Annotated in this window: 10 protein-coding genes; 7 read left to right on the top strand and 3 right to left on the bottom strand. The window is 54.3% G+C overall.

Annotated features, from left to right (window positions below):
* Window positions 1–113: 113 nt before the first annotated feature.
* Both K8V32_RS00700 and K8V32_RS00695 read right to left on the bottom strand, forming a co-directional pair.
* Entirely contained in the window at window positions 114–1,499 is a 1,386-nt protein-coding gene (locus K8V32_RS00700; protein WP_303901347.1) for an NAD-dependent succinate-semialdehyde dehydrogenase, read from the bottom strand.
* A 91-nt stretch (window positions 1,500–1,590) separates the two neighbouring features.
* Window positions 1,591–3,111 (bottom strand): flavin monoamine oxidase family protein, encoded by a 1,521-nt coding sequence (locus K8V32_RS00695; RefSeq protein ID WP_303901344.1) that lies wholly within the window; start codon window positions 3,109–3,111, stop codon window positions 1,591–1,593.
* A gap of 411 nt (window positions 3,112–3,522) precedes the next feature.
* Here K8V32_RS00695 and K8V32_RS00690 point away from each other — a divergent pair, with 411 nt between their 5' ends.
* The 7 genes from K8V32_RS00690 to K8V32_RS00660 all read left to right on the top strand — a co-directional run bounded on the left by K8V32_RS00690 (window position 3,523) and on the right by K8V32_RS00660 (window position 10,912).
* Window positions 3,523–4,614 carry an ABC transporter ATP-binding protein gene (locus K8V32_RS00690; protein WP_303901341.1) on the top strand — a complete coding sequence of 364 codons (1,092 nt, stop codon included), beginning with the start codon at window positions 3,523–3,525 and terminating at the stop codon, window positions 4,612–4,614.
* The gene (locus K8V32_RS00685) at window positions 4,607–5,761 is read left to right on the top strand and encodes a polyamine ABC transporter substrate-binding protein (protein ID WP_303901338.1); all 1,155 of its coding nucleotides are present in this window, start codon (window positions 4,607–4,609) and stop codon (window positions 5,759–5,761) included. Before K8V32_RS00690 ends, K8V32_RS00685 begins: the two co-directional genes overlap by 8 nt.
* A complete protein-coding gene (locus tag K8V32_RS00680; RefSeq protein ID WP_303901334.1) occupies window positions 5,758–6,657 on the top strand; it encodes an ABC transporter permease in 900 nt (299 codons plus the stop codon). The genes K8V32_RS00685 and K8V32_RS00680 overlap by 4 nt, the downstream gene beginning before the upstream one ends.
* Complete coding sequence (locus K8V32_RS00675; RefSeq protein WP_303901330.1) at window positions 6,657–7,517, top strand: ABC transporter permease; 861 nt, start codon at window positions 6,657–6,659, stop codon at window positions 7,515–7,517. The genes K8V32_RS00680 and K8V32_RS00675 overlap by 1 nt, the downstream gene beginning before the upstream one ends.
* Window positions 7,518–7,543: 26 nt before the next feature.
* On the top strand, window positions 7,544–8,914 hold the full coding sequence (locus tag K8V32_RS00670; RefSeq protein WP_303901327.1) for an NAD(P)/FAD-dependent oxidoreductase: 1,371 nt from the start codon (window positions 7,544–7,546) through the stop codon (window positions 8,912–8,914).
* Window positions 8,915–9,089: 175 nt separating this feature from the next.
* The gene (locus tag K8V32_RS00665; RefSeq protein ID WP_303901324.1) at window positions 9,090–10,520 is read left to right on the top strand and encodes an NAD(P)/FAD-dependent oxidoreductase; all 1,431 of its coding nucleotides are present in this window, start codon (window positions 9,090–9,092) and stop codon (window positions 10,518–10,520) included.
* 20 nt (window positions 10,521–10,540) lie between these two features.
* A complete protein-coding gene (locus K8V32_RS00660; RefSeq protein ID WP_303901322.1) occupies window positions 10,541–10,912 on the top strand; it encodes a cupin domain-containing protein in 372 nt (123 codons plus the stop codon).
* 79 nt (window positions 10,913–10,991) lie between these two features.
* Here the strand turns inward: K8V32_RS00660 and K8V32_RS00655 are convergent, their stop codons facing one another.
* Entirely contained in the window at window positions 10,992–12,377 is a 1,386-nt protein-coding gene (locus tag K8V32_RS00655) for an NAD-dependent succinate-semialdehyde dehydrogenase (RefSeq protein WP_303901320.1), read from the bottom strand.
* Between the last annotated feature and the right edge of the window lie 470 nt (window positions 12,378–12,847).

Raw genomic sequence — 12,847 nt, 5'->3', positions numbered from 1 at the left:
CCTGATGGGATATTGTAGAGGGTTCACAATTGATGACGATTCTTGAATAGTAAACACAGCATAGTGGCGGTCACACGATATTTACGTCTGACCGCCACTTCTCGTTGGTGGGGTTATTTTTTGATGGTCATGAGGCGTTTGTTGACGAATTCGTCCATGCCTATGGGGCCGAGTTCGCGGCCGTAGCCGGAGCGTTTGATCCCGCCGAAGGGGACTTCTGCGGATTCTTCTGGGGAGGTGTTGGCTCCGACCATGCCGGCGTTGAGTTGTTCGGCAAAGGCTTGGGCGCGGGTTTGGTCGGTGGCAAAGACTGCTGAGCCGAGCCCGTATTGGGTGTCATTGGCTAATTGGAGGGCTTGTTCATCGGATTCGACTCGGAAGATGCTGATGACTGGGCCGAAGAATTCTTCGTAGTATATGTCTGAACCCTGTGGGATGTCGGTGATCACGGTGGGTTGGATGTAGAACCCGGGTAGGTCCTCGCGCTGGCCACCGGTGTGGATCGTGGCACCGGCTTGTTTGGCTTGCTCGAGTTGTTGCAGTAAGGTGGTGGCGGCTTTTTCTGATGACAACGGTGCGTAGGTGGTGTCATCGTTGGTGGTGGGGTCGCCGGGTTTCAGGGCTGCCGCGAGGGTGGTCATTTCGGCGACGAATTCATCGTAGATGTCGTCCATGACGATGATGCGCTTATTGGAGTTACAGGCTTGGCCGGTGTTTTCCATGCGGACGGCAAAAGCTTGTTGGGCGGCGGCTTTGACATCATCGGTGGATAGGATGACGTAGGGATCGGAGCCGCCGAGTTCCAGGACGGCTTTTTTGAGGTGTTTGCCGGCTTGTTCGGCTATGGCCGCACCGGCGCGTTCGGATCCGGTCAGTGACACACCTTGGATGAGTGGATGGGCGATGAAGGCGGAGATGTGGTTGTGGGTGGCAAATACGTTTTGATACACCCCGGTTGGGATGCCGGCCTCGTCCATCATGCGTTGTACCGCTAGGGCGGATTCGGGGCAGGATTCGGCATGTTTGAGAATGATCGTGTTGCCTAGCACTAGGTTGGGTGCCGCAAACCGGGCGATCTGATAGTACGGGTAGTTCCAGGGCATGATCCCCAGTAACGGGCCTACGGGGCGGCGTTGAATGTAGGAGATGGTGTCGTTGTTTTCGCTGACTTTCGTGTCGGCTGCCAGGTGTTGGCCGTGGGTGGCGTAGTAGCGGAAGATCTCAGCGGAAAACTGGGTTTCTTCTTTGGCTTCGGCCAGCGGTTTTCCCATTTCTTTGGTCATGATCGCGGCCAGCTCGTCTACGTTGTCTTCGAAGAGGTCGGCTAGTTTGGCGACTTTGGCTGCGCGCTCGGCCAAAGACAGCGCCCGCCAGGTAGCAAAGGCCTGATGGGAGTTCTTAGCGATCGTCTCGACGTCGGTGTCGGCAATGACGGGGTATTGTGTGAGTACTTCGCCGGTCGCAGGGTTGATGGTCTGATAGGCGGGGGATGTCGTCACGGTTTGCTCCAATATTCGGGGTGTGGTGGGTACGGTATTAAACGTGCCAGGATGTCGAAAGGGTTGTCTGGATGTGCGGTTTGTCGGGCGACTAGGCGGTGACTTTTGCATATTCCAAGATGGCTTTGGCTGCGTTTTCGCCCTGGCGTACCGCGCCGTCGACGTGTTGGTAGCCTTCGGCGGCGATGTCTGAGCACGCGTAGTGGATGGGGCCGGTTGGTTGGTTTTGTAGATGCCCCCAGCGGCTGAGTCCGCCCAGATCGTAGCTGGCAGCATATGCGCCGCGGGTCCATTCTTCAGCTGCCATATCGGATAGGTAAAAGGCAATTGGGTCCATGGCTTCTTCACCGAGGTAGGCTGCGAGTTCGGACAGGATGCGGTGTTTGCGCTCGGCTTCAGGTAGCGCCCACATGGCTTCGGCATGGACATCGGATACGAAGCTAACCAGCACACCGTGGGGGTCTTCGCCCGCATTGGTATTGACACTATTCGGGCCGTAGTTCGTGTTGTCATAGACTTCTTGGACCATGTGACCGCCACCAAACCCGGTACCCGACAGGCCCTTGTCGCGCCAGAACGGGGTGTCGTAAACGGCGTGGACCTTAATGACCAGGCCCATGGAGATGTGCTGGTGGGCGACCATCTGCTCACGGGGCAGCGGTGGAACGTATTGGATGCGGTGATACAGATTCGGTGGGACCGCCAGCACAGCGTTTGCGGCGTGGACGATCACCTGATCGGCATATACGGTGACCTCACCCGGGGCGCCGTTATGTGCCACACCGTTGCGCACATCGGCGGCCACATTGTTCAGGGCATCCGCGGTGGCCGGGTCGGTTTCCGTGGTCCAGTTTAACTGCCGGACCGGGGAGTCCAGGATGACGTCGTCGCCAAGGTATTCGGCCATCTTCAGCGACACCGACTGCATGCCACCCACCACGCGCTTATCGAGAATAAAGTCCTCATCTACGAGGTTGGAAAACGACCCGGCCGAAGCAGCCATGAGAATCGCCTGCAGGGCCGAGAACGTGTGGGCGGGTTTGGTCAGCATACCCGAGGCAATAAAGATCGACACATTATCAATGGCTTCCTGGTCATCCGAGTGCTGTTTGAGCCAATCAGTAAAGGAAATGCTGTCCAACTCAGCGGCCTCAGGCATCGCCCACGGACGTTGAACATCCATCTGACTGACCTTGACGTTGAGCAGGCCAATGAGTTTTTCCATCTCCGCGTTGGTCTTCTCCGACACCGGCATCAACTCACCCGAATACCTATGGCGGGTACCATCCGGTGAAAGATACACGCGGTCACCTTGGCGATAGCGGGGGAAGGTTTCCAAACCCAGCTCGTCGACCAGACTGATCAACCGGGTCTGATCCGGTGAAATCCATTGGCCACCAATTTCAATAAAGTGCTCGGTGCCGTGAACATCCTGCACCTTGCCGTTCCAAGTGCGCCCACCCACACGGTCGCGAGCCTCGACCACGGCAACCGACTTTCCAGCCTTTTTCAACGTATACGCCGCCATCAACCCAGCCGGACCAGCACCAATGACGACGACATCACGGTCAAGCGTTGGACGAGAATCTAGGGATTCAAATGCAGTAGACATGGACTCTTCCTCATAATGAATTATGTTCATTTAGTGACATGGTACACAAATATGTGTTCACTGTATAGCCGGTGAGTCTGAGTTGTCGTGCCTCTACGGGTCGAGGGCTTATTCTCTGGAGAGGCGTCAAGTTGCCGGTGGGTCCGGGGTGTGCAAGTTGCTTGCGCTTGGTTTGGTGCGGGGTGTTTATGCGCTTAAGGGAGTGCATGTCAACGGTGCTTGCGCATTATGGCGCCTCGGTCTGGGCGTATTTCGGCCTCGTTTTGGTCGAGGGTAGAAAATGCAGGCGTTGTCGTATACAGTCTTCTAAAAGTTATGTGAATCACGTTCATATATTTCGCGGCAGCCTATTAGGTCACTGCGGCGAGTGTATGAAAATCACCATTCGCTCACACGAAGAGGAACAATCATATGTCTTCTGGTGCGTTGACAATCAGACAACTTCGAAAAGTATACGGTGAGAATGAAGCAATCAGTCCGCTGGATCTTGATGTTGAAGCAGGAGAGTTTGTCTCCCTGCTCGGCCCCTCTGGGTGCGGCAAAACCACCCTGCTACGAATGATTGCTGGCTTTGAGGAACCCACCTCCGGTGAGATTCACCTGGATGGCGTAGACCTCGTCGCTCTTCCGCCAAATAAGAGATCCGTCAATACTGTTTTCCAGTCTTATGCGCTGTTCCCGCACCTTAGCGTGGCCGAGAATATCGCATACGGGCTGAAACGCTCGCGAGTCAAGAAAGACGAAATCCGAACTCGTGTGCAAGACGTGTTGCGACTGGTGCAAATGACCAAGTTCGCAGATCGCAAGCCAGACATGCTCTCTGGTGGTCAGCAGCAGCGCATCGCGCTGGCACGAGCCGTCGTGAATAGGCCAAAGGTGCTGCTGCTCGATGAACCTATGTCGGCACTCGATCGTAAACTCCGCGAAGAAATGCAGCTAGAACTTATCCAGTTACATGACGAACTGAAAATTACCTTCGTCTTCGTCACCCACGATCAGCAAGAAGCTCTGGCAATGAGTGACCGCATCGTGGTTATGAACCACGGCAATATTCAGCAGATCGGTACCGCTGAAGAAATCTATCAGACCCCGGAAAACGCATTCGTGGCGGAGTTCATTGGGCAACAGACCTTCTTCGATGCCAAAGTACGCAACGCATTTCCGGGCCATCTCGAACTCGACACAGCGACCGGCATAATGGTCAGCGCCACAGACCAGCAGGTATCGGTCGGTTCAGACGTTCGTGTGGCGATCCGACCAGAAGCCATTCAGTTTGTACACGCATCGTCAACGGAAGACACCACACCGGCTGCGAACCAAGTCACGGGTCGCGTGATCAGTCGCTCGTTCTTAGGCGATGTCTTCCAGTACTTGGTGCGTATCGGCGACGGTACCGAAGTGCTGGTGCGTCTCCCTGCTTCAACCGCCCCGGAGGGTAACGAAGGCGACCTGGTATTGCTGGAGTGGAACAGCAGCGCAGTAAGGGTTTTTGCATATGGATAACATCGTCAAAGTGATCGGGGACCGCGCCTTTTCGCACAAGCTCACTCGTCGCACGGTTCTCAGTGCCATGATGGCTGCCGGCGTTGGCGTACTCACCGCCTGCGGGCGAACAGGAGAAATGGCCGCGAACGTTGCACCTGATGGAACGTTAGAAGACAAACTCAACGTATACACGTGGGGCGACTACGATGATCCCGAGGTCTTAGGGGCCTTCGGCGACCGTTTCGACGTCGTGCTTCAGGTCGACTCTTATGGCTCTAATGAGGAACTCATTGCCAAACTCGGCGCCAGCCGAGGGACTTCTGGGTACGACATTGTCTGCCCCACGGACCTTGAGATACCTCAGTTGATCGAGAACAACCTGATCCAAAAGCTGGACATGTCGTTGATACCGAACTTCGAAACTATTGATGCTGCATTCAAAGGCCAACGACACGACCCCAATGACGAGTACTCCATTGTCAAAGCGTGGGGCACTACAGGCTACGTTTACGATGTTGAAGCCATCCCTGAGGAACTGACCACCTGGGAAGACTTTATCCGAGTCGCCCAAAAAGAAGCTTCCGGTTCCACGTTACTGCTTGAAGATCCGTGGGAAGTGGTTGCTATCGCACTGGCTGCCAAAGGTTATGACCTCAATACCAGTAATGACGATGAGTTAGAAGAAGCCCGCGAGATCGTGGTAGAGCAGATCGCCCCGCACATCCGTGCGTACTCCAGTACGGTCAGCACGTCAATGATCCAGGGCGGGTTCAAACTCCTGCAAGCGTTCAACGGTGATGCACGCCAAGGCTTTCTGGAAGTCGATGATCCGGATCGCTGGAAGTTCGTATTCCCGACCCCGACAGCCAACCGGTGGACCGATACGTGGTGCCTGGCCACCGGTGCGCCGCATCCCGACGCCGCACATAGATTCATCGACTACATCATTGCGCCAGAACAGGCTGTACTTGAGACCGACTACATCGGGTATTCCACCGGGTCCAAGGTCTTTAACGATCCCAGTGTCGAAGAGAGCTATGAATATCCAGAGCTGATTTTCCCAACCCCCGAGATCGTCGATCGCCTCACTCCGTCGTTACGACTGGGCGGCGAACAAACCCGAGTGGACATCTACACTGCAGCGCAAGTAAGGAGCGGGTCATGAGAAAATCTCTCGCAAAAGTCATCGGACCCGGCGCACTGCTTTTTCCCGTCTGGGCCTATGTGGTGTTCTTCTTCGTCATTCCCGTGGCGTTTATTCTATATTACAGCTTCGGATACAAGCCCGACCTATTCACCCCGGTTGCCACTGATGTCCTGAGTCTCGAACAATACCAAGCAGCAATGTCAGGCACGATTTACTCGACGTTTATCTCGACCCTTGAAATCTCGATTACTGGAACACTGGCGTGCCTGCTCATTTCTGTACCGTTTGCATACTGGCTGGCCGTCAAGGTATCGCCTAGACGCCGCAACGTCTTGCTCGCGTTAGTTTTGGTGCCATACTGGACGAACTTCCTGGTCCGCACATTGGGATGGCAGATCACTCTGTCACCCCAGGGGTATCTGTCGAACTTCCTGCAAACTATCGGATTACTTGAGGGACCGCTGGACATCCTCTACACGGCGCTGGCAGTCCAGATTGGTGTCATCTACAACTATCTCCCGTTGATGATCTTGCCCCTGTTTGTGGCAATGGATGCTGCAGGCAAAGACCTCCGCGATGCCAGTTACGACCTTGGCGCCGGAAAATGGAGCACTTTCTTTCGAATCACCATGCCCCTTGCCATGCCTGGTGTCATTAGCGGATGTCTGCTGGTCTTCGTCCCACTCAACGGGGATTACGTGACCTCCGTGGTACTTGGCGGTGCCGAAGGCACAATGATCGGACAGGTCATCGCAAACCAATTCAACACCGCCCAAGACTGGGCGCTAGGATCCGCGATGGCCGTGACGCTGATGCTGGTTACAGCCATCGTCGTGGCAATTGCCGGCCTGATTTTCTGGGCTGGACGAAAAGTTTATCAACGAGCAACCCGTGTGAATGTGGAGTTGGCATAATGGTTGAGCAAAAATCACCTCGAAAACGGTTATCTGACCTCGGGCTCACGGTCTGGGGAGTGCTGGTTTTCATCTTCCTGTTCGCACCGATCGCTGTGATCGTCGCGTACTCATTCAATAACGGCCGGGTCCTTGCTCAGTTCCGCGAGTTTGGTTTCGACGCCTATATCGGTGCTATCAATAATGACGTCATTGTCTCCTCTGTGATTACGAGTTTGCAGGCAGCGTTCTTATCCGCACTGCTTGCAACAATGCTGGGCACGCTCGGCGGTATTGCATTGGCGCGGGCAAAACGATCCACACTTATCACTGTCGGGCTCATCGGCCTGTTAGCTATCTCGCTGATGACTCCAGAAGTGGTTGATGGCATTGCGTACCTGCCTTGGTTTGTCACCCTGGGAGTTGATGCTCAAATCACCATGTTTAATAATGGCCTTGTCAGACTCGTGGTGGCTCACGCGATGTTCAGTTTGGCCGTGGTGACCTTTATCGTACGCGCTCGAATGTCGGGCATTGACGAACAGCTTGAAGAAGCCGCCGCTGATCTCGGGGCAACGCGCTGGGAGCAGTTCCGTGATATTACACTGCCAATCGCGATGCCAGGAATACTGGCAGGCGGGCTGATGAGCTTTACCCTCAGTCTCGACAATACGATTTTGTCGAGTTTCGTCCAACAACCTGGCTACACTCCGTGGCCCGTCTACATCTTCTCATCCGTCAGGGTTGCGTTGCGACCAGAAGTTGCGGCGATGTCGACGGTCATGTTGATCCTGACGCTGGTGGCCTTGGGCCTGGTTGGCTACGTGCTACGCAAATCCGGCGCATCCGCTGCAGATGTGGTCAGAAATGTTGCCAATTAACATCCCACAAGTGGAGGAGACAATTGATGATTAATGGCATGGTCTCCCACTGGTGGCAACAGGTTGGCATTCCACAACGGCGCCCGGGGCTCCCAGATGATATCACCTGCGACGTCGCTATTGTTGGCGCAGGATATACCGGGTTATGGAGTGCCTACTATCTGAAACAAGCTCGCCCAGATCTGCATATCATCATTGTGGAACAAGAACACTTCGGGTATGGCGCCTCGGGCCGCAATGGTGGTTGGCTCACCAATTCCATCACTGGTGGGCGCGAACAATACATAAAGTCGCATGGTTTCCAAGCAGCAGAACGATTCCAGCAGATCATGAACGAGACTGTTGATGAAGTTATTCGAGTCTCCGCGGCTGAGGGAATAGAAGCAGATATCCAGAAAGGAGGCGAATTTAACGTCGCCTACACCCCAGCCCAGGAATCTAGGCTCCGTGCTTTCGCCGTGGCTGAACAACGCTGGCGGTGTACTGATGTACACCTGTTGGAACGTGACGACGCAATAGCTAAAATCAATGTGGCCAATACCCGAGCCGCGTTGTGGCATCCACATGCCGCCCGGGTACACCCTGCCAAACTTGTCTCAGGGCTGGCCACAGCCGTGGAAAGACTCGGCGTTACGATCTATGAAGGCACAATCGTTGAAAAAATCCTTCCTCGCGTGCTCAAGACGACGCACGGAACCGTACGGGCCGACTTCATAGTGCGTGCTACTGAAGGGTTTACCGCCAATCTCAAAGGACTCAAACGATTGTGGTTGCCGATGAACTCCTCGCTCATTGTTACTGAACCGTTGGCTGCGCACATCTGGGATGAGATCCATTGGAATAACGGAGAATTGCTCGGCGACTTCGCACACGTGTATATGTATGCCCAACGTACCAGTGACGACCGCATCGCCTTCGGTGGACGGGGTGTGCCCTACCGCTTCGGTTCGGGTACCGACAATAATGGCCTGACCCAGAAGGCCACCGTCGGCAAGCTCAGCGAACTATTGTTTCGCTTCTTTCCGATGGCCTCCGGGACACGGATCGATCACATCTGGTCAGGGGTGCTGGCTGTGCCGCGGGACTGGGCAGCCAGCGTCGGCTTTGACCCTCAGACAGGCATCGCCTGGGGCGGGGGATACGTCGGCACTGGCGTCACGGCGACCAACCTTGCTGGGCGCACGATTCGAGATCTCATCTTGGGCAACCAGACTGAACTCGTGACGTTACCCTGGGTGAATCATCGGGCGCGTAAATGGGAGCCTGAACCCCTACGGTGGCTGGCCACGCGTGGGCTCTACCGAGCCTATGAGATTGCTGATAAGCAGGAGCTGCAAGGCAAGCCTAGGACCTCGTGGATTGCCAAAGCCGCAGGTATCATCACGGGAAAGAAATAGCATCATGTCTCAGCGCTTTTTTGTTCCAGGGTGTGACCATGATGATTTCAGAGGTGATACAGGGTATTGACCCTGAATTCGATAGCAGGCACGAGATTGTCTCAGTACGCCCAAATCTCATGACAAGGTTAGCGGCGAAGCGACCTTTCACCGGACAACGAACGGAATAACTCAAGTGACAACACAACACGATCTGACTTTTGACCATCACGAACGAAACATCCCCAAAACACTAATCGCCCAGGCCTTGGCGAACACCAAATACGCCCCGTATTGGCTGGATACACCTGATCGTCCCGCTGCTACCGAAGCGCTCGCGGGTAGCCTCGAAACCGACCTGCTTGTTGTCGGTGGGGGTTACACCGGTTTGTGGACAGCCTTACAGGCCAAGGAACGAGATCCCAACCGGCAAGTCGTTCTCATCGAAGCCCAACGCATTGGTTGGGCCGCCTCAGGTCGAAACGGAGGATTCTGCGAATACTCTCTGGTTCATGGTGCAGCAAATGGCCAGAACCATCTGCCAGATGAGAACGCGAAACTCACGAAACTTGGGATGCAGAATCTGGCGGAGATTCGAGAAACTGCGCAACGATACAACATGGATATCGAGCTGGAAACCGACGGGAGCATCAACGTGGCGACCGAACCACACCAGGTTGAATGGTTACGCGAAGCCGAGCATTTCCTCAACGCAAGCGAAACCAGGGCTCTTATCAACTCGCCTGAATTTCTTGCGGCAGAACGCGATGAGGACGGCACAATGTTGGTTCATCCTGCCAAACTTGCTTGGGAATTGGCCCGGGTATGCCGTGAACTCGGCGTTGAGATCTATGAAAATACGAAAGCCGAAAGACTCATCGATACAGGACCCACGCTTCGGGTCACTACGCCAGAAGGACAGATCACCGCGAAACGCGTTGCCCTAGCAACCAATGCCTTCCCGTCGCTGCTCAAACGCCACAACTTCTATACTCTTCCGCTCTACGATTATGCGTTGATGACAGAGCCCCTCACCGACTTGCAACGCGAAGCCATCGGGTGGGACAAAATGATTGGGCTTGCAGATCTGAATAATCGCTTCCACTATTCTCGGCCTACGATTGATGAGCATGGTGGATTCAGGATTCTGTGGGGAGGCTACGATGCTATCTACCACTTCGGTGGCAAAGTGCGCTCCGAATATGATTATCGCGACGAAACTTTCGAGAAATTAGTTGCGCACTTCTATGGTACTTTCCCTCAATTGGAAGGTATCAAGTTTACCCACGCCTGGGGTGGCGCTATTGATTCATGTTCACGGTTCTTCTCGTTTTTTGATCTTTCTCACCGCGGTCGGGTCGCATACTCGGCTGGTTACACCGGTTTGGGTGTCGGGGCTACCCGCTTTGGCGCAAAGGTTATGCTAGACCTCTTGTCCGGTGAGGAAACAGAACTGACGCAACTGCAACTCGTGCGCAAGAAACCTATCCCGTTCCCACCGGAACCGGCAACCTGGATGGGAGTGCAGGTCATGAGCAACCAAATGATTCGTGCCGATCGCAACCAAGGCCAACGCTCACTGTTCTTGCGGACGATGGATAAAATCGGAATCGGATTCGACTCCTAATGATGACTTCAAATCATACTTTGCGCCATATTAATGCACAGCAGATTGAACTTTCACACGAAACGATCGAACCAACCCAACGCGTTACTGAAAAACCAATCGTAACCACCGGGCACCTCGAGATCGGTGAGTTGAAAGGGTGCAGCGTGGGCATCTGGGAAATGAGCAGCGGCAATATGACCGACGTTGAAGAAGACGAGTACTTCGTCGTGCTTTCTGGTCGCGGTACGGTACAAGTGTTAGCTGAGAATGGTTTTACAGAACAAACTCAGAGGCTAACCGTTGGCAGTGTGGTGCGCCTGGTCGCTGGGATGCATACCGTCTGGAAGGTCGAAGAACCACTGCGAAAAATCTACATAACGCCCTCCGACGAAACGCCAGCCCGGACATGAACAAAAAAGTTCGGCCGCTGGTGCATCCCCGGAACTAGAGCGCGCCAGCGGCCGTTTATATTACTGGAAGGAAACTTCGTTATTTTTTGACCGTCATCAGGCGTTTATTGACGAACTCATCCATGCCTACTGGGCCGAGCTCACGACCATAACCAGAGCGTTTCACACCGCCAAACGGAGTCTCTGCCGATTCCTCCGGAGAAATATTGGTGCCGACCATGCCTGCGTGGAGCTTCTCAGCAAACGCGGCGGCACGATCCTGATCCGTAGCAAACACCGCAGCCCCTAGACCGTATTGAGTATCGTTAGCCAGCTGCAGAGCTTCCGCATCGGAATCGACTTTATAGACAGCAATCACCGGACCGAAAAACTCCTCGTAGTACACATCAGAGCCCTGCGGAATGTCGGTTATCACGGTCGGCTGTACGAAGAAGCCAGGGCGGTCTTCGCGCTGCCCGCCAACGTGGATGGTCGCACCCGCTTGTACTGCCCGCTCAATCTGACCCAGCAGCGTTTCAACCGCTTTTTCAGATGACAGCGGCGCGTATGTGTTCTCTGCGTCTTTAGCAGGGTCGCCCGGTTTTAATGATGCTGCCAGCGCTGACATTTCTGTGACAAAATCATCATAAATATCGTCTCTGACGATGATTCGTTTATTCGAGTTACAGGCCTGACCTGTGTTTTCCATCCGAACCTCGAACGCCTGCTGTGCGGCGGTTTTTACGTCATCAGTGGACAAGATGACATACGGATCGGAACCGCCCAATTCCAGCACAACCTTTTTGAGGTGCTTTCCGGCTTGTTCTGCAATGACTGCACCGGCGCGCTCGGATCCAGTCAGTGAAACCCCTTGTATCGCGGGATGAGCAATAAATGCCGAAACTTGCTCGTGGGTGGCAAAGACGTTTTGGTAGACACCATTCGGGATGCCGGCTTCGTCCATCATGTGCTGCATAGTCAGCGCGGATTCCGGACAGGACTCCGCATGTTTCAGGATGATTGTGTTGCCCAACACCAGGTTTGGTGCAGCAAATCTAGCGATCTGATAATACGGGTAATTCCACGGCATAATCCCCAATAGCGGTCCAACTGGACGACGCTGGACATACGAGTATTTCTCCGCATCTTCGTTGACTATCTGATCTGCAATCAGTTTTTCACCGTGAGTCGCGTAGTAGCGGAAGATATCGGCGGTGAATTGCGTTTCTTCGTGGGCCTCAGCAAGGGGCTTGCCCATCTCTTTGGTGAGGATCGGTGCCAGCTCGTTTATGTTCTGTTCGAATAACTCTGCCAGGCGTCTGACCTTCTCAACGCGCTCAACAATACTCAGGGCACTCCACATTGCGAAGGCTTCTTGCGATGTGTTGATGACGGTCTCGACGTCTTCGTCTGGAAGGTATGGGTACTCCTTGAGCAGCTCACCGGTTACTGGATTGAGGGTATGATACGCGATGGACGTGGTCATACATTCCCCTTGAATTCGAAATAGCGATATATGGTCAGACACCGATAGCTGCCCTGGAATACATCAAAAACGGCGATCGGCGCAGCGATAAAGCATTATTAGCTGGTGACTTTCACACTCCTTGGAGCTCCTACATCGATTCCTGTTTTGTTCTGTTTCAGTCTCGGTCGGGCCAGGACGTCTTTCGAGGTGCACAGCGATAACGATGATCGCTTGCAGCGGTGACCACGCCCAGAATTCCCATGACTGTGGACACGAGTGGCTCGCTGCCGAGTCCATACAAATGGGTCGCAATAATTGCCTAGTGCCACAGTCGCGTTTGTAAGGTGTGACCTCGTGCCGTGTAGTGATATTGCTCAGCTCGGTACCGGAGCCAAGAACGTACATGAGCTGAGCGAGACAACGTATCTGAGTCTTGCCCAAATAAGATAAGGCGTAAAGCGACTCGTAGACCACGGATAGACCACTGA

The sequence above is a fragment of the Enteractinococcus helveticum genome, from assembly GCF_020742345.1.
GTDB classification, from domain to species: domain Bacteria; phylum Actinomycetota; class Actinomycetes; order Actinomycetales; family Micrococcaceae; genus Yaniella; species Yaniella helvetica_A.
The sequence above is the reverse complement of the archived record's forward strand: the minus strand, read 5'-3'. Positions and strand labels throughout refer to the sequence as shown.

Excerpts from the sequence above, each read along its gene's own strand:
- K8V32_RS00655 (WP_303901320.1), bottom strand. The coding sequence starts at position 12,377 with ATGACCACGTCCATCGCGTATCATACCCTCAATCCAGTAACCGGTGAG.
- K8V32_RS00695 (WP_303901344.1), bottom strand. The coding sequence starts at position 3,111 with ATGTCTACTGCATTTGAATCCCTAGATTCTCGTCCAACGCTTGACCGT.
- K8V32_RS00685 (WP_303901338.1), top strand. The coding sequence starts at position 4,607 with ATGGATAACATCGTCAAAGTGATCGGGGACCGCGCCTTTTCGCACAAG.
- K8V32_RS00680 (WP_303901334.1), top strand. The coding sequence starts at position 5,758 with ATGAGAAAATCTCTCGCAAAAGTCATCGGACCCGGCGCACTGCTTTTT.
- K8V32_RS00675 (WP_303901330.1), top strand. The coding sequence starts at position 6,657 with ATGGTTGAGCAAAAATCACCTCGAAAACGGTTATCTGACCTCGGGCTC.
- K8V32_RS00690 (WP_303901341.1), top strand. The coding sequence starts at position 3,523 with ATGTCTTCTGGTGCGTTGACAATCAGACAACTTCGAAAAGTATACGGT.
- K8V32_RS00670 (WP_303901327.1), top strand. The coding sequence starts at position 7,544 with ATGATTAATGGCATGGTCTCCCACTGGTGGCAACAGGTTGGCATTCCA.